The organism is Rhodovibrio sodomensis (assembly GCF_016583645.1).
Classification (GTDB): Bacteria; Pseudomonadota; Alphaproteobacteria; order Kiloniellales; family Rhodovibrionaceae; genus Rhodovibrio; species Rhodovibrio sodomensis.
Genome location: NZ_NRRL01000015.1, coordinates 16,638 through 32,993, shown reverse-complemented (window position 1 = coordinate 32,993; position 16,356 = coordinate 16,638). Strand labels below are relative to the sequence as shown.

Sequence of the window (16,356 nt, the reverse complement as noted above, 5' to 3'; positions counted from 1 at the left end):
AGGTCGGCGCCGGGCGCGGCGGCAAGCCGCGCGCTCTACGCGCAGCGGGAGTGGCCGCAGGCGGTGCAGATGTCGCAGCCTTCCTGCTGCACCACCGCGGCCTGGCCGCAGCGCTGGCACTGCCGGGGCGGCGCGGCGCCGACGGCCTGGCGCAGGGCTTCCCGCGCCTTCTCGCCGGCGATGTTCTGGCGGTCCGGCAGGAAGCCGATGTCGATCATGTGCTGTTCGATCACCTCGCCGATCGCCGCCAGGAGCGAGGGCTTGTAGCTGCCGCCCATCCAGGCGCCGCCGCGCGGGTCGAACACCGCCTTGAGCTCGTCGACCACGAACGACACGTCGCCGCCGCGCCGGAACACCGCGGAGATCATCCGGGTCAGCGCGACCGTCCAGGCGTAGTGCTCCATGTTCTTGGAGTTGATGAAGATCTCGAACGGGCGCCGGCGGCCGTCCTGCACCACGTCGTTGACGGTGATGTAGAGGGCGTGGTCGCTCTCCGGCCACTTCAGCTTGTAGGTGCGTCCGGGCAGCACCTCCGGCCGGCAGCGGCGGGGGCGGGCGCGCCGTCGGCATCGCGGGCATCGCGCCCGTCGGCTTCCGCGGGCGGGCTGTCGCCGGTCTCCAGCACCGCGCCGGTCACCGGGTTGGGGCGGTAGGTGGTGCAGCCCTTGCAGCCCATGTCGTAGGCCTGCAGGTAGACATCCTTGAACGCCTCGAAGGAGATCTCTTCGGGCAGGTTGATGGTCTTGGAGACCGAGCTGTCGACGTACTTCTGCACGGCCGCCTGCATCACCAGGTGGGCCGACGGCGACAGGGTCTGCGCGTCGACCAAGCTGGGCGGCAGCTCGGCGTCCTCCCCGTGCATCCGGCGGTACAGCCGCACGGCGTAGTCCTGCACCGTCTCCCGCGTCCGGCTGCCGTCCGGCTCCAGGACGTTGCGGGTGTATTCGAACGAGAAGATCGGCTCCAGCCCGCTGGAGACGTTGTCGGCGAACAGCGAGATCGTGCCGGTTGGCGCGACCGAGGTGACCAGGGCGTTGCGCATCCCCTTGTCCGCGATCGCCCGGCGGACGTCGGGGTCCAGGCCGCGGATCGTCTCGCCCGCCAGGTATTGCTCGGGGTCGAACAGCGGGAACGCGCCCTTCTCCCGCGCGAGGTCGGCGGAGGCGAGGTAGGCGTGGCGCTGCAGGGTCGCCATCCAGCCCTCGGTCGCAGCCACCGCGTCCTGCGCGCCGTAGGTCAGGCCGACCATGGCCAAGGCGTCCGCCAGGCCGGTCACGCCCAGGCCGATCCGGCGCTTGTCGGCGGCCTCCCGCCGCTGCGCGTCGAGCGGGAAGCGGGAGACGTCGATCGCGTTGTCGAGCATGCACACGGCGGTGCGCGTCAGCTCCGCCAGGGCGTCCGTGTCCAGCCGCGCCTCATCCGTGAACGGCTTGTCCACCAGCCGCGCCAGGTTGATCGAGCCCAGCAGACAGGCCCCATAGGGCGGCAACGGCTGTTCGCCGCACGGGTTCGTGGCCGCGATCTCTTCCGCGTACCACAGGTTGTTTTTCTGGTTGATCCGGTCGATGAAGATCACGCCCGGCTCGGCGGCGTCGTAGGTGGCGCGCATGATCCGGTCCCACAGCCGGCGCGCCTTGATCGTGCGGTAGGTCCGCCCGCCGAACGCCAGCGGCCAGTCGGCGTCCTCGCGCACCGCCTGCATGAAGGCGTCGCTCGCCAGCACCGAGACGTTGAACATGCGCAGCCGGCTGGCGTCCTGCTTGGCGTCGACGAACTCCTCGATGTCCGGATGGTCGCAGCGCAGGCAGCCCATCATCGCCCCGCGCCGCGAGCCCGCGGACATGATCGTCCGGCACATCGAATCCCAGACGTCCATGAACGACACCGGCCCGCTGGCGTCCGAGCCGACGCCGCGCACCGGCGCCCCGCGCGGGCGCAGGGTGGAGAAGTCGTAGCCGATGCCGCCGCCCTGCTGCATCGTCAGCGCGGCTTCGCGCAGATGGCTGAAGATGCCGTCCATGGTGTCCGGCACCGTGCCCATGACGAAGCAGTTGAACAGCGTGACGTCCCGGTCGGCGCCCGCGCCGGCGACGATCCGGCCGGCCGGCATCACCCGGAAATCCTGCATCGCCCGGTGGAACGTATCGGCCCAGGCGGCCTGCCGGTCGGGCGGCTCGGCGGCGGCGAGCGCGCCGGCGACCCGGGCCCAGGTGTCGTCCACCGAGTTGTCCACAGGCGTGCCGTCGGCCCGCTTCAGGCGGTACTTCATGTCCCAAATGCGCTGGGAAATCGGCGCCAGATCGACCATCCAGCTCGTCTCCACGCCCGCGGGGGATCGGTGGCATTCGCGGCAAAAGCGCCGTTTCGCGCGGTTTTTCGCCGGCCCGGGGAGAGTTACCCGCCCGCACGGGGGAGTCAAGTTGTGTTCTTTAAACGTTCACGTCCGGGCGCGTTTCAAGAGCGCCGTTCAAGGCGCTGAGTCCACGGACTCTTTCGCGGATTCCACAAAGTTGTCCACAGGCGCGCCGACGCGGCCATGGGAAAAGCTGGTCGGCAGGTGACCCGGCCGACGGCGCCGGTCAGCGGCCGGCGGGGACCCGATGGCCGCCGCGCGGCGGCTGTGCGGCCTGGTCCTCGTGCGTGCGCAGCCGCTCGCTGGCACGCTCCAAGTCGTCGCCCAGGCGGCGCATGAACGCCTTGCGGTCCATCCCTGGCGGGATCGGCGGCAGGAATTCCAGGCGGATCGTGCCGGGCACCTTGCGGAACGACCGGCGGCCCCAGTGCCGGCCGCTGGTCAGCGCGACCGGCACCACCGGCAGCCGCAGCTCGCGGTACAGCGCGGCCACGCCCGGGTGGTACGGCCTGCTCTCACCCGGCGCGACCCGGGTGCCTTCGGGGAAGATGATCAGCTTGCGCCCGGTCGCGGTCACCCGCTTGCTGTCGTCGACCATCCGGCGCAGCGCCTTGGATCCGCCGGACCGGTCGATCGCGACGATGCCGTAGCGCTTCAGGTACCAGCCGAAGAACGGGACGAACAGCAGCTCCCGCTTCAGCACGAACGACGGGTCGGCCAGGATCAGGTTGAAGATCAGCGTATCCCAGGCCGACTGGTGCTTGGACGCGACCAGACACGGCCCGTCCGGCAGGTTTTCCCGGCCGCGGATCTCGTAGTCGATCCCGGCTGCGACGCGCAGCAGGACCATCACCCCGGCGATCCAGACGCGCCCGGCCGCGATGATCCACAGCCGCGGCACGCCCGGGATCAGCAGCACCAGGCCGGGGACGTGGATCGCGACCGTCCAGATCCAGAAGGCGACGTTGAACGCCAGCGAGCGCAGGAAGATCATCGAGCGGGTCCGGCGAATCGGGGAGGTCGGATCGGGGAGTTCGGAGCGGGGAGGGGCGACAGTCGATAGCCGCCCCACCTAGCCGCTGACGCCGGCGGCCTGCAAGGGCCCGGTCACCAGGGCGCGCACCCGGGCGACCAGGTATTTGCCGTATTCGCCCAGCAGCAGGTGCGCGCTGCCGGGCCAGCGCCACCACTCGTCCTGCTTGACGTGGTCCGGGAACACCGGGTGCGGGACGATCGTCACCTCGGGCATCCGCCGGCGGAATTCCAGCAGGCTGCGCGGCATGTGGTAGGCGGCCGTGACCAGCCGGACCGAGCCGAACCCGTTGCGCTGCACCCAGGCAGCGGTCTCGATCGCGTTGCCGTAGGTCGTCTCCGCCTCGTAGCCGAGGGTGACGCAGCAGGTCAGCCAGCCCGGCGCCTGTTGCGAGACCCGCAGCAGTTCGCTGACGTCCACCCCCTTGTAGACGCCGGAGACGAACAGCTTGTCGGCCCGGCGCCGCTCGAGCAGGCGCAGGCCGGTGCTGACCCGCCCGCTGCCCCCGGTCAGCACGACGATCGCGTCGGTTCGGCGCGCCGGCTCGGCGACCTTGTCGGGGAGGCTGGCGGCAAAGTGGAAGAAGCCGGCGGCCAGGGCGATCAGCAGCAAGCCCGCGAGCAGACCTCCGGTCAGCAGCAGCCGTCGACCGCGGCCCCAGCGGGCGCGTTTCGCGCCGGCCCGGTCCGGGGCCGGCTCGTCGTCCGGCTGCCTGTCGTTCAACGTGCCCGCCATGGCCTTAGCGTCTATCCGTCAGCGACTCGCGAATTCCCTGCTGGTCCACCCAGTCTAACCCACCGATCCCTTAACTGAGTCTAGCCAGCGTGCGCAGCACCGTGATCCGCGCGGTCAGCATGGCGACCAGGGTCGCCGCCAGCGGGACCGCGAGCAGGCTCAGCCACTGCGGCTGGCTCAGCGTCAGCTCGGGCACCACCGCGCCGGCTTCCTGCCCGACCCAGCGGGCGAGCGCCCACAGCGTGGCCGCGCCCAGGGCCAGCCCGATCAGCCCGCCGGTCAGGCCCAGGCGCAGGGCGTGGCGCTGGAACTGCCGGGCGACGTAGGCGTCCTGCGCGCCGATCAGGTGCAACAGTTCGATCACGTTGCGATGGATCGACAGGCCGGTGCGGGTGACGAAGACCACCGTCACCACCGCCGCGGCGCCGACCAGCGCGACCACCAGCACGGCCAGCAACTGCAGCGTGCGCGCCACCTCCAGCAGCCGGCCCAGGGTGCGCTGGTGGTCGTCGACCCGGGTGCCGGCGGCGGCCCGATCCAGCCGGCGCTGCAGGCTGGCGAGCTCGGGCGCACGCGCCGGCACAACCTCGACCGCGATCAGGGCTGGCAAGGGCAAGTCGGCGCTGCCCGCGGCCGCGCCCAGCCAGGGTTCGAGCAGCCGGGCCATTTCCTGCTGGCTCAGCTGCTCCGCGCTGCGCACGCCCGGCGTCTCGCGCAGTGCGTCGAGGACGGCGTCGACCCGCGCGGTCTGACCGCGGCCGCTGTCCCCGGCCGATGGGGGGGGCGACGGCGGGACCTGCACGGTCAGCTTGCCGGCCAGACCGCTGTCCCAGGCCTGGGCGACGTTGGAGACCGCGATCGCCGCGGCCAGCGCCAGGGTCGCCAGATACACCATGAAGGCGATCAGCCAGGGCAGGAAGCGCGCGCTGGCGTCCTTGTCCAGCGGGACGTCGCGTTGGCGGGCGAGGATCAAGGGGTCGGACCGGCGGTTGGTGTCGGATGGCGGGCAGGCGTTCGGCGGGGCGGCCGGGCGCTGGCACGGGGCGGGGTCACGCGTCCGCCGCCGGCAGCACCGGCGGGTGGGCGATCGCCGGGTGGCGGGAATCGCCGCCCGTCAGACGGATGGTGGGATGGCCCAAGCGCTCGATCAGGTTCTCGTTGTGGGTCGCGATCACCACCGTGGTGCCCATCTTGTTGAGTTCCTCGAACAGGTAGAGCAGGCGCAGCGCGATCCGGTCGTCGACGTTGCCGGTCGGCTCGTCGGCGAGCAGCAGGCTGGGCCGCGCGATCACCGCGCGTGCGATCGCCACGCGCTGCTGCTGCCCGCCCGACAGGGTCGGCGGCAGCGCGTCCAGGTAGTCGCCCAGGCCGACCCAGGCGAGCAGCTCGCGCACGTGCTCGTCCAGGCCGCTGGTATAGCGCCCGGCGACCCGCAGCGGCAGGGCCACGTTCTCGCGCGCGCTCAGGTGGTCGAGCAGGCGGAAGTCCTGGAACACCACGCCGATCCGCCGGCGCATCAGCGCCTTGTCGGCCCGGGTCAGCTGGGCGACGTCGCGGCCGAACAGGCTGATCCGCCCGCTGGTCGGCTTTTGCCACAGGTACATCAGCTGCAGCAGCGACGACTTGCCCGCGCCCGACGCGCCGAGCACGAAGTGGAACGACCCGGGCGGCAGGTGAAAGGTCACGTCCCGCAGCACGGGCGCGTTCGGCCCGTAGTTGAAACTGACCTGGTCGAACCGGACCAACCCGCTCTCCTCGACGCGGCTGCGCAACCCCCTGGCACCTCGCGCGCGAGCATGCACGACGGCGCGAACCGGCGTAAAGCGCCCGCGCCGCGCGCGTACCCCCCGGCCGGCTGGTGCGGCCGCGCGTTAGCCGCCTGTTCACGGTCCCGGAGCGAGCCTGCGCTCGGGGGTTCGAGACGCCCGCGACCCTAGGCCGCCCCGACCCGAGCCCGCTCGCTTGCGCATCCCGGCGTCTCGCGCCTATAACGGACCATCTCCAAGGAATCGCAGCTGTTGTCCACGATGATCCTCGCCTGCCCCTCCTGCGGCGCCAGCTTTCGACTCGACGCGGGCAAACTGGGCGCGCGCGGCCGCTCGGTGCGCTGCTCGAAGTGCAAGCACACCTGGCACGCCACGCCCGAGGACGGCCAGGACGCCGCCGCCGGAGCCGGGGCCCAGCGTCCGCAGCCGGCGCCCGGGCAGCCCACCCCTGGGCAGCGAGATCGGACGGAGAACGCCGGCGGCCCGCCGCCGGCCACGGGCGAGGGGCCGGAGCCGGGCAACGAGCGGGTGCTGCGCACCCACGCGTCGCCGGACGACGGCCGGGCGGACCTGCGCGACAGCGGCGTCGGTGAATTCGAGACGACCCTGCGCGCAAGCCGTTTTCGCCCCTACGACCCCGCGCCGGAGATCGAAACCCGCGGCGCCCGCGGCGGCCTGGTGCTGGGCTGGCTGCTGCTGGTGTTGACGATCGCGGGCGTGGTCGCCGGCGGCTGGGCGTTCCGCGAGCAGGTCGTGGCCCAGGTGCCGCAGGCCGCGCAGATCTACCGCCTCGCCGGGGTCGAGGTGCCGGCCCTGGGGGCGGGCCTGGAGCTGCGCGACGTCACCCGTACCCGCCGTTTGATCGATGGGCGCAGCCTGCTGGTGATCGAGGGGCGGGTCGTCAACACCACCGGAAGCCCCCGCGAGCTGCCGGTGCTGGAGGTTGCGCTGTTCGACGCCGCCGGCGACGAGGTGGCCCGCTGGCAGGTCGAGGCGCAGACGCGCCGGCTCGGCCCCGGCGAGTCGACCGCGTTCGAGACCCGGCGGGAGAACCCGCCGGAAACCGCGCGCGAGTTCGCCCTGTCGTTCGCCGCGCCGGGCGACCGGTAACCTCTTACCCCGGCGTGAACCTCTGTCCGTGCACGCCCGTAGTGTTATAGGGTGGATCGTCTGCGCGGCTACGGCGTAGGCGTTAAGGGGAAGTTAATCCGGCTGGCGCTCTATGGCGTTTGGACGGGCGGCACCGGCCCTGCCGGCGCGGCCGGCGGGGACAAGAAGGACCCGCGCCGCGGATGCGTGCGGCGTGGAGGACAGTGGCGGCGATGGCACGGATCCTGGTAGCCGAGGATGACGAGGCCGTGCGGACCTTCGTGGTGCGCGCGCTGGAGCATCGCGGCCACACGGTGGAGCAGGTGGAGGACGGGCTGGAAGCACTCGAGCTGCTCGACGCCGGGGCGCGCTACGACCTGTTGATCACCGACATCGTCATGCCCGGGCTGGACGGAATCGCGCTCGCGCTCAAGGTGGCGCGCGACGTGCCGGACCTGCCGGTCTTGTTGATGACCGGCTATTCCGCCGAACGCCAGCGGGCGCACAACCTCGACGAGCTGATCTGCGAGGTGATCACCAAGCCGTTCACCCTGAAAGCGATCTGCAAGACCGCCGAAGAGGTGATGAAGGGCCCGCCCGCCTCCGCCGGACTGAGGGATTCGGGATAAGGCCGGGGGGTCGGCAGGGTCGGCCCGCTAGGTGTCGCGGCTGCGCCCTCATTCTGCGGCAAATCGGCGATTTGATCGGGTCAGGCCGCGCGCGGTGTGACGGCCGTCACCCGCGTTAAGCCGGTGCGTGCGTCATACAGACGCCTGCAAGCCTATCGGTCCCCCGACCGGAAGCCGCCGCGCCGCCGGCGCCGTGCCCGAGACCAAGGTCCAGAGAGATGCACGCCACCGCCGCAAAGCCCAAGAACTCCGCGCCGGCCCAGCCGCCCGCGCTGCCGTGGCCGTCGGTGGTCGCCGCCCTGCTGGCCGGGATCGGCGGGCTGGCGCTCGTGTCCTGGGTCGGCACGCACCTGGTGATTTAGGGCAAGATCGCCGCAAGGTCGGCCCGACGGTCCGCGATTTCGCCCAGGTCGGGTCCCGCCCCGCTCGGGCCCCTGGGCGCGGCCGGACGATCCGGCGCCGAGCCGGGCTTACGGCCCGGCGTGCAGGCGGCGGACGATCGACAGGTAGTCGGGCTCGCGGTCCGGGTCGAGCAGGCCGTGGCGCAGAAAGAAGTCGATCAGGACGGGCGCGACGTTGAACTTGAAGTCGTCGGTCTCGCGCACCCGGGCCATCACGTCGTCGAGCGTCCACAGCGCGAAGCCGGTCAGCTCGCCGTCGGTGTTCCGCGGCGCGAAGTCGGCCGGCAGTTCCAGGTCGAACAGGAACAGCGTGTCGTCGCGCAGGCCCTGCTCGAGCTCGGTGACGTAGGTCAGCGCGCCCACGGGCTTGGCCCGGCGGGCCAGCGCCTCGGGCACGTCCGCCTCCTCGGCGGCTTCCTTGACCACCGTTTCGTCGACCGCGTAGCCGTGCGCCAGGCCGCCGGCCACCATGTGGTCCAGCTTGCCGGGCGCGACCCGCTTGTCGGGGGCGCGGCGGCCGATCCACATCTTCAGCCCGTCGGGTCCGCGCACGAAGCCGTTGACGTGCACGCCGTACGACTTGACCCCGAACAGCGGCACCAGCCCGCGGTCCAGGCGTAGGCGGGTCGGTGCGTTCCAGCCCTCGGAGATGCCGTAGGTCTCGCCGCGCGGCTGGCGCACGTCGCCGCGCTCGGCCAGTTGGACGATCACGTCGTGCACCGCCGCCGACCGGGTGTCCAGATCGCCCAGGCCGGGGTGCAGGTCGACCGCCGCCGCCGTGATCCGGAACACGTCCGGAAAGCCGGCCAGCAGGCCGGCGCCGGTGTCGGTGATCCGGCCGACCTGCACGCCGTCGATCCGGAACGGGCGGTAGGCGTTCGGGTTCCAGTCGTGCAGGACCGCGATCCGGTCGAGCAAGCTCACGGCGCCTTCTCGGACATCAGCACCGTCTGCACGCCCACGATCTGGCGCAGGCAGGCGGCGATGAAGCCGCCCGTGTGCGCGTCGAGCCCCGCGACCTGCAGGTCGATCGACAGGTCCTCGCCGTCCGCGCCGACCCGGTCGGCGTGCAGGCGCTCGGCGACCAGATCGCGCTTGGCCAGCAGGTGCAGCACGCGCGGCATCAGGCCGGCGTCCGCGTCCGCGCGGATCGAATAGCAGACCACGCGGTCGGTCGTGCTGGCATCGGGCGTGTCGGGGTCGGTTGTGGTGAAAGTCTTAGCGAGTTGGTCGACGGACATCTCTCGGTCCCTGCAAAGCTGGCCATTCGGACGTGCGGTCGCGCTGCTCGGGGGAGCAACGACGGTCTCCCGGCGCCCCGGCGGGCACCGGGACGGTAATCCGAATGGCCGAAGCTTGCGGGCGGTCCGTCCACATAGTGGGCAAGACGATAAGAAGCCGCCGCGCGACGGTCAAGCCGCCCTAACAGCCGCCCGGAGCGCCGCCCGGAGCGCCGCTGGCGGAGCCGCTGGGCGAGGCGGTCGGGCCGCGGAAGGGCGGCGGTTGCGAGCGGCCCTTCCAATGACGCTTTGATGACATAATAGGCAGGACGCGGACTCGCGCCCGTACCTTCGCATCACAGGATTTATCCCCAGGGTTGTCCCCCGAATTTGTGGGTGTTTCTTGGGATAAGGTCGGTGCCGGACGATGCCCGGTCGGGGCCCAGCGCTCGGGCGGAATTCTGACTGCTATTCAATGGTTTAACACCGGACGGCGAAGTGGCGGGAGCGGTAGGCGTCGCCGCCGGTGTGGCGCGGTCGCCGGCCGCCCGCGCGACTGGCATCGTTAACGGTCCACAAGCCGCGAGGCCCTCGGGAGCCGCCAGGGCAAGACCGCCGTGCAGGCGCGCGGACCGTGCCGGTTGTTGCTGTCGATCGCAGCTTCACGAAATTATCGCTGGCCTGAGGCCGGAGAGAGGCGTATCACCGGACTCGTCCGCCTGACGTGTCGTAGCGTGCCTGCCGGTCGGTTCCGTACCGCCCGTCCGGAGTTCCGGAGACCCATGAAGGCCGACGCCGCGCAAACGGTGCCTCCGGATACCGCAAACACCGGGCGCGCCGACGTTAGATATGAGAGATAGGAAAGCATCATGGCGACCGGAACTGTGAAGTTCTTCAACACCACCAAGGGCTACGGCTTCATCCAGCCGGACGACGGCGGCAAGGATGTGTTCGTCCACATCACCGCGGTGCAGGCAGCCGGCCTGGACGGCCTGCGCGAGGGCCAGAAGGTCTCCTTCGAGCTGGTGACCGAGCGCGGCAAGACCGCCGCCGGCAACCTGAAGGAGGCGTAAGCGCGGCTTTCCCGGGCAAGATCTTGCAAGGTGGACCCACCTTTCAGTTGAAGCTTGCCCTCTGGTCAGGAAGTTAGAGCAAAATGCACGATGCAGGCCGGCTTCGGCTCGCGTCGCTTTTGTTCTGGCCGAACGCCGTCGCCAAAAGCGCCCGCCGGCTTCCGGCGGGCGCTTTTTCCGTGTGCCAGGCTTGGTGACCGGCGACTACTGCCTCGCCGTCCCCACGGCGGCCGGCAGCTCGACCGCGTACTGGTCGACCGGCGGCACCGTCTCGATCATGCCGTGCGCCTGCAGGAACGCGGCGAAGCGCTGGTAGCGCGCGCTGCCGAGCGCGGCCGGGCGCAAGGCGAAGCGCGGGATCGTGTCGGGGAACGCCCGTTTATTGAGCGCGTTCTGCACGTCCGGCCGGCCGTCGCGGAAGATCTCCCAGCTTTTTTGCGGGTGGTTCACCAGATACTGGGTGCCCCGCTCGACCGCGTCCAGGAAGCGGCGCAGCTTGTCCCGGTCCATCTGCTCGCGGTGGGCGATGAAGATCAGTTCGTCGTAGGCCGGCACGCCGTGCGCTTCGGGGTAGAACACCTGGGCCTGGGCGCCGTTCAGCTTGAGCTGGTTGACCTCGAAGTTGCGGAAGCCGCCGACGATCGCGTCGACCCGGCCGCTCAGAAGCGACTGCGACAGCGCGAAGTTGACGTTGACCAGTTCGACCGTGCTTGGATCGACGCCCGCCTCGCGCAGCATCACCTTAAGCATGGTCTCCTCGAAGCCGCCGACCGAGTAGCCGACCGTCTTGCCTTTCAGGTCGGCCAGCTCGTCGATCGGCCCGTCCTCCAGCGCGATCACGGTGTTGAGCGGGGTCGCCACCAGCGTGCCGACGCGCACCAGCGGCAGCCCCTGGTCGACCTGCAGGTGCAGGTTCGGCTGGTAGGAGACGGCCAGGTCCGCCTTACCGGCGGCGACCAGCTTGGGCGGGTTGTTCGGATCGGCGGGCTCCTGCCAGCTGACCTTAAGGCCGTTATCGGCGAAATAGCCGCGCTCCTGGGCGATCACGATGGGCGCGTGATCGGGATTCAGGAACCAGTCGAGCACCAGGGTGAGCTGGTCCCGCTCGGCTGCGCGGGCGGGCAGGGCGAGGACGGCGAGCAGCAGCGCCGCGGCAAGGCCGCGGCCCGCGTTGAAAAGATTTGGCATGGCTCGGACCTCCGTTCGGGCGCGCCGCGCAGCGTCCCGCGCGGGGACCCCGGCGGCGGCCGGTTATGGGACGGAAGATCCGGGATCAGACGTGTGGCGCAACGCCGACGTGCGGGGGATACGGCTGGGCTGACGGCCGCCGCCCGGCGCCCCGCAGGTCCGCGTTCCTTATCCCTAACGCCGGCATGACCCGGATCAGGTTCGAACGGTCACCGCCGCCGCCGGCTGGGCCGCGCTAGAACGGGCCAGGCCGGCACCGGACGGTTTCTCAGCCCCTTTGCGGCGGGGCTCCCGTCGGAACGCTTCGTGCCCGGAAGCTTGGCCCGGCGCGGCGGCGGGGTCAAGCCGGCCGGCTGGGCGGCGCCGCGTCCGCGCCCGGGGGCGATCCGGCTGGTTGTCCGCCCGGTCGGCGCCCGCTAGGTTGCGCGCCAAACCGCCCCCGCGGCGCTTTCCGCGCGCCCCTTATCCCCGCTTCCCGGGCAAACCACGGCATCGCACCCATGCACTTCCTGGATTTCGAAAAACCGATCGCGGAACTCGAGGGCAAGATCGAGGAACTGCGCCATTTGACCGACGATTCCGAGGTCAACATCCAGGAGGAGGTGCAGAAGCTGCAGGCCAAGGCCGAGCGGCTGCTGCGCCAGACCTACGCCCGGCTGACGCCGTGGCAAAAAACCCAGGTCGCCCGGCATCCCGAACGCCCGCACTTCGGCGACTACATCAGCCGCCTGGTCGACGATTTCCAGCCGCTGGCGGGCGACCGGTCGTACGGCGAGGATCCTGCGATCCAGGGCGGCCTGGCCCGGTTCCGCGGCTTTTCCAGCGTCTGGATCGGCCAGGAGAAGGGCCACGATACCGCCACGCGCGTGCGCCACAACTTCGGCATGGCCCGGCCCGAGGGCTACCGCAAGGCCCAGCGCCTGATGCGCCTGGCCGAGCGTTTCCAGGTGCCGATCTTCACCCTGGTCGACACCCCCGGCGCCTATCCCGGCGTGGGCGCGGAGGAGCGCGGCCAGGCGGAGGCGATCGCCCGGTCGATCGAGACCTGCCTGGAGGTCAAGGTGCCGCTGATCTCGGTGATCATCGGGGAGGGCGGCTCCGGCGGGGCGATCGCGCTCGCCAGCGCCAACAGCGTCTACATGCTGGAGCACTCGGTCTATTCGGTGATCTCGCCGGAGGGCTGCGCGTCGATCCTGTGGCGCAGCGGCGAGCACACCAAGGACGCCGCCGAGCAACTCAAGCTAACCGCCCAGGATCTGCACAAGCTACAGGTGATCGATCGGGTGATCGAGGAGCCGCTGGGTGGCGCGCAGCGCGACAAGGCGGCGACGATCGATGCCGTGGGCGACGTCCTGGAAGACGAACTGCACCGCCTGCGCGCCTTTACCGGCGGCGCGCTGAAGCGCAAGCGCCGCGACAAATACCTGGAGATCGGCCGGGTCGGGCTGAGTTAGGGCAAGATGCTGAAAGGAGAAATCACCTTTCGGCTGAATCTTGCCCTCTGTTCGCGCATGCAGCTCTAGAAACACGACGGGGCCGCCCCCGGCAGGGACGGCCCAGCGTCGCGGTGCGCTACCGGCGCGCTACTGCATCTTGCCGTGGCAGTGCTTGTACTTGGCCCCGCTGCCGCACGGGCAGGGCTGGTTGCGGCCGACCTTGCCCCAGGTGTTGGGGTCCTGCGGGTCGGCCTGGGCGCCGCTGGCATGGCGCACGGTCTGCGCGCCCGCCCCACCGCCGCCGGCGCCCGCCAGCGCCATCTCAGGCTGGCTCGCCTCGGCGCCCGCCTCGGCCATCGCCGGGTCTTCCCGGCTTTCGGTGGTGCGCGGCTGCTCGTGCCGGATCGTCGCCTGCTCGGGCTCCTGCGCGCGCAGTTCGACGTGGGACAGCAGGAAGGTGACCTCCTCGCGCACCGCCGCGAGCATGGTCTGGAACATCTCGAAGGCTTCCTGCTTGTACTCGTGCAGCGGGTTGCGCTGCGCGAACGCGCGCAGCCCGATGCCGTGGCGCAGGTGATCCAGGTTGAGCAGGTGCTCCTTCCACTTCTTGTCGACCACGTGCAGGACGATCTGCTTTTCCACGTGGCGCATCAGATCGGGGCCATAGTTGGCCGCCTTTTCCGCCATGCGCTCGTCCGATTTGCGCACGATCCGCTCGTGGATCTCGCGGTCGGCGATGCCTTCTTCCTGCGCCCAGTCCTGCACCGGCAGGTCGAGGGCGAGCACCCGCCGGCACTCCTCGGCCAGCGTGTCCAGCTCCCACTGCTCGGGGTAGGCCTTCTCGGGGACGTACCTGGAGACCAGGTCCTCGATCGTCTGGTGGCGCATCTCGGTGACCGTCTCCGAGACGTCCTCGGCCTGCATCAGTTCGCGACGCTGCTCGTAGATGACCTTGCGCTGGTCGTTCATCACGTCGTCGAACTTGAGCAGGTTCTTGCGGATCTCGAAGTTCCGCCCCTCGACCTTCGACTGCGCCTTCTCCAGCGCCTTGTTGACCCACTTGTGGGTGATCGCCTCGCCTTCCTCGAGCCCGAGCTTGCCCAGCATGTTGTCCATGCGCTCGGAGCCGAAGATGCGCATCAGGTCGTCTTCCAGCGACAGGAAGAACTGCGAGGCGCCCGGATCGCCCTGCCGGCCGGAGCGGCCGCGCAGCTGGTTGTCGATCCGGCGGCTCTCGTGGCGTTCGGTGCCCAGCACGAACAGCCCGCCGGCCTGGCGCACCACCTCGGCGTTCTCCGCGCAGTCCCGGCGGATCTGCTCGGCCTGCTTGGCGGCTTCGGCCTCGCCCAGGCCCTGGGTCTCCTGCTCGATCCGCATGTCGACGTTGCCGCCGAGCTGGATGTCGGTGCCGCGGCCGGCCATGTTGGTGGCGATCGTCACCGCGCCGGGCGCGCCCGCCTGGCCGATAATGTAGGCCTCCTGCTCGTGGTAGCGGGCGTTCAGCACCCGGTGCGCGATCCCGGCTTTCTTGAGCATCTCCGAGACCTGCTCGGACTTCTCGATCGACACTGTGCCGACCAGGACCGGCTGCTGGCGCTCGTGGCACTCGCGGATGCGCTCGACGATCGCGTCGTACTTCTCGTTCGCCGTGCGGTAGACGACGTCGTCGAGGTCCTTGCGGATCATCGGCTTGTTGGTCGGGATCTCGGCGCATTCCAGGCCGTAGATCTCGGCGAACTCGCCGGCTTCCGTCATCGCCGTGCCGGTCATGCCGGAGAGCTTGGGGTAGAGCCGGAAGTAGTTCTGGAAGGTGATCGAGGCGAGCGTCTGGTTCTCGTTCTGGATCTGCACGCCTTCCTTGGCTTCCAGCGCCTGGTGCAGACCCTCGGAGAAGCGCCGCCCCTCCATCATCCGGCCGGTGAACTCGTCGATGATGACGACCTTGCCGTCCTTGACGATGTAGTCGCGGTCGCGCTGGAACAGCTTGTGCGCGCGCAGGGCCTGGTTGACGTGGTGCAGCAGGCCGACGTTATCGATGTCGAACAGCGAGCCCTCGCCCATCAGCCCGCGCTGGCGGGCCAGCTCCTCGACCTTGGACACGCCGTCTTCGGTCAGGTTGACCGCGCGCGCCTTCTCGTCCGTCTCGTAGTCGTCCGCGCTCAGGTGCGGGATCAGCTCGTTGGCGGAGACGTACAGCGAGGAGGTGGTCTCGGTCGGGCCGGAGATGATCAATGGCGTGCGCGCCTCGTCGATCAGGATCGAGTCCACCTCGTCGACGATCGCGAAGAAGAAGTCCCGCTGAACCATGTCCTCCAGCTGGAACTTCATGTTGTCGCGCAGGTAGTCGAAGCCGAACTCGTTGTTGGTGCCGTAGGTCACGTCGCACGCATAGGCGTTGCGCCGCTCGGCGTCCGGCATGCCGTTCTTGATGCAGCTGACGCTGAGACCGAGGAAGCGGTAGATCGCGCCCATCCACTCGGCGTCGCGCTCGGCCAGGTAGTCGTTGACCGTGACCACGTGGACGCCATGCCCGGCGAGCGCGTTCAGGTAGACGGCGAGGGTCGAGACCAGCGTCTTGCCCTCGCCGGTCTTCATCTCCGAGATCATCCCCTTGTGCAGGACGATGCCGCCCAGCAGCTGCACGTCGAAGTGCCGCTGGCCGAGCGTGCGCTTGGCGGCCTCGCGGACGGTGGCGAACGCCTCGACCAGCAGGTCGTCCAGCGTCGCGCCCTTGTTCAGCCGCTCCTTGAACCAGTCGGTGCGCTGGCGCAGGTCCTGATCGGACAGCTTCTCCATTTCGGGTTCGAGCTTGTTGATCTGCTCGACCTGCTTGCGCAGCCCTTTGAGGAAGCGGTCGTTCGCCGTGCCGAACAGCTTTTGGCCGAGCGCGCCGATCATGCGTGGGTCCTTGACAGAGACGTCTCAATAAAAAGCCGCTCGCGGCCCGGAAGACGGGGCCGCGCGGCGTCGCCTGACACTTAGGGAAGGCGCCATAGAGTGTCAACGTTGCCCACGGTCGCATGGCGGTCGCATGGCGGTCGCATGGCGGTCGCATGGGGGTCGCATGGCGGTCGCATGGGGGTCGCATGGCGGTCGCATGGGGGTCGCACGGGGCGTCGCACAGGCCTGCCGACCGCTTGCGCCACGCCCGGCGCCCCCGCCCGCCCTCGCCCGGGGCCGGGGGCGGGTTGTGCCGGGGCCGGCGGGCGTGCATCAATGCCCGCGCGCCATGGGTCCCAGGCTGGTGCGCCAACGCTGGGGCGTATCGCGCGGACACGGGCGGTCGCGGGCCGGCACGCTTCCCATGCGGCCGTCACAACGGGGGTTGCGCTGCGGCCAAGCGGCGCGCGGCCGCGACCGGCCAGATACGCGATGCGGATGCGAGATGCGGCCGCGACCGCTTGGACGCGAGATGAAGATTTGACGACACCGG

Annotated in this window: 15 protein-coding genes; 5 read left to right on the top strand and 10 right to left on the bottom strand. The window is 70.2% G+C overall.

Annotated elements, in window-relative coordinates:
• Positions 1-35: 35 nt before the first annotated feature.
• From CKO28_RS28365 to ftsE, 6 genes are all read right to left on the bottom strand, one after another.
• Positions 36-530 carry a TSCPD domain-containing protein gene (locus tag CKO28_RS28365; protein WP_242480428.1) on the bottom strand — a complete coding sequence of 165 codons (495 nt, stop codon included), beginning with the start codon at positions 528-530 and terminating at the stop codon, positions 36-38.
• Positions 503-2,308, bottom strand: a complete 1,806-nt coding sequence (locus CKO28_RS08290; RefSeq protein WP_242480427.1) for an adenosylcobalamin-dependent ribonucleoside-diphosphate reductase — start codon at positions 2,306-2,308, stop codon at positions 503-505. Before CKO28_RS08290 ends, CKO28_RS28365 begins: the two co-directional genes overlap by 28 nt.
• Positions 2,309-2,579: 271 nt before the next feature.
• The gene (locus CKO28_RS08285) at positions 2,580-3,347 is read right to left on the bottom strand and encodes a lysophospholipid acyltransferase family protein (RefSeq protein ID WP_200340167.1); all 768 of its coding nucleotides are present in this window, start codon (positions 3,345-3,347) and stop codon (positions 2,580-2,582) included.
• Positions 3,348-3,425: 78 nt separating this feature from the next.
• Positions 3,426-4,121: a YdcF family protein gene (locus tag CKO28_RS08280; RefSeq protein ID WP_200340166.1), complete on the bottom strand. Its 696-nt coding sequence runs from the start codon at positions 4,119-4,121 to the stop codon at positions 3,426-3,428.
• A 70-nt stretch (positions 4,122-4,191) separates the two neighbouring features.
• Positions 4,192-5,094, bottom strand: a complete 903-nt coding sequence (locus tag CKO28_RS08275) for a cell division protein FtsX (protein ID WP_242480426.1) — start codon at positions 5,092-5,094, stop codon at positions 4,192-4,194.
• A 76-nt stretch (positions 5,095-5,170) separates the two neighbouring features.
• Positions 5,171-5,866: a cell division ATP-binding protein FtsE gene (gene ftsE, locus CKO28_RS08270; RefSeq protein WP_200340165.1), complete on the bottom strand. Its 696-nt coding sequence runs from the start codon at positions 5,864-5,866 to the stop codon at positions 5,171-5,173.
• Positions 5,867-6,148: 282 nt separating this feature from the next.
• On the opposite strand from ftsE, the gene CKO28_RS08265 reads away from it, so the two are divergent.
• The 3 genes from CKO28_RS08265 (at position 6,149) to CKO28_RS08255 (ending at position 7,967) form a co-directional block, all read left to right on the top strand.
• Positions 6,149-6,997 (top strand): DUF3426 domain-containing protein, encoded by an 849-nt coding sequence (locus CKO28_RS08265; RefSeq protein ID WP_242480433.1) that lies wholly within the window; start codon positions 6,149-6,151, stop codon positions 6,995-6,997.
• A 212-nt stretch (positions 6,998-7,209) separates the two neighbouring features.
• Complete coding sequence (locus tag CKO28_RS08260; protein ID WP_200340163.1) at positions 7,210-7,605, top strand: response regulator; 396 nt, start codon at positions 7,210-7,212, stop codon at positions 7,603-7,605.
• Between the two features lie 218 nt (positions 7,606-7,823).
• On the top strand, positions 7,824-7,967 hold the full coding sequence (locus tag CKO28_RS08255) for a hypothetical protein (protein WP_200340162.1): 144 nt from the start codon (positions 7,824-7,826) through the stop codon (positions 7,965-7,967).
• A gap of 108 nt (positions 7,968-8,075) precedes the next feature.
• Here CKO28_RS08255 and CKO28_RS08250 read toward each other — a convergent pair whose 3' ends face one another.
• A complete protein-coding gene (locus tag CKO28_RS08250; RefSeq protein ID WP_200340161.1) occupies positions 8,076-8,930 on the bottom strand; it encodes a DUF4743 domain-containing protein in 855 nt (284 codons plus the stop codon).
• Positions 8,927-9,247, bottom strand: a complete 321-nt coding sequence (locus CKO28_RS08245) for an ACT-like domain-containing protein (protein WP_200340160.1) — start codon at positions 9,245-9,247, stop codon at positions 8,927-8,929. The genes CKO28_RS08250 and CKO28_RS08245 overlap by 4 nt, the downstream gene beginning before the upstream one ends.
• An 848-nt stretch (positions 9,248-10,095) precedes the next feature.
• On the opposite strand from CKO28_RS08245, the gene CKO28_RS08240 reads away from it, so the two are divergent.
• Entirely contained in the window at positions 10,096-10,299 is a 204-nt protein-coding gene (locus CKO28_RS08240) for a cold-shock protein (RefSeq protein ID WP_200340159.1), read from the top strand.
• A gap of 204 nt (positions 10,300-10,503) precedes the next feature.
• Here CKO28_RS08240 and CKO28_RS08235 read toward each other — a convergent pair whose 3' ends face one another.
• Positions 10,504-11,487, bottom strand: coding sequence for an ABC transporter substrate-binding protein (locus tag CKO28_RS08235; RefSeq protein WP_200340158.1), 984 nt, complete (start codon positions 11,485-11,487; stop codon positions 10,504-10,506).
• Between the two features lie 500 nt (positions 11,488-11,987).
• Between CKO28_RS08235 and CKO28_RS08230 the strand changes: the two genes are divergently transcribed.
• A complete protein-coding gene (locus tag CKO28_RS08230; protein ID WP_200340157.1) occupies positions 11,988-12,941 on the top strand; it encodes an acetyl-CoA carboxylase carboxyltransferase subunit alpha in 954 nt (317 codons plus the stop codon).
• Between the two features lie 129 nt (positions 12,942-13,070).
• Here the strand turns inward: CKO28_RS08230 and secA are convergent, their stop codons facing one another.
• Entirely contained in the window at positions 13,071-15,821 is a 2,751-nt protein-coding gene (gene secA, locus CKO28_RS08225; RefSeq protein WP_200340156.1) for a preprotein translocase subunit SecA, read from the bottom strand.
• Positions 15,822-16,356: the final 535 nt, after the last annotated feature.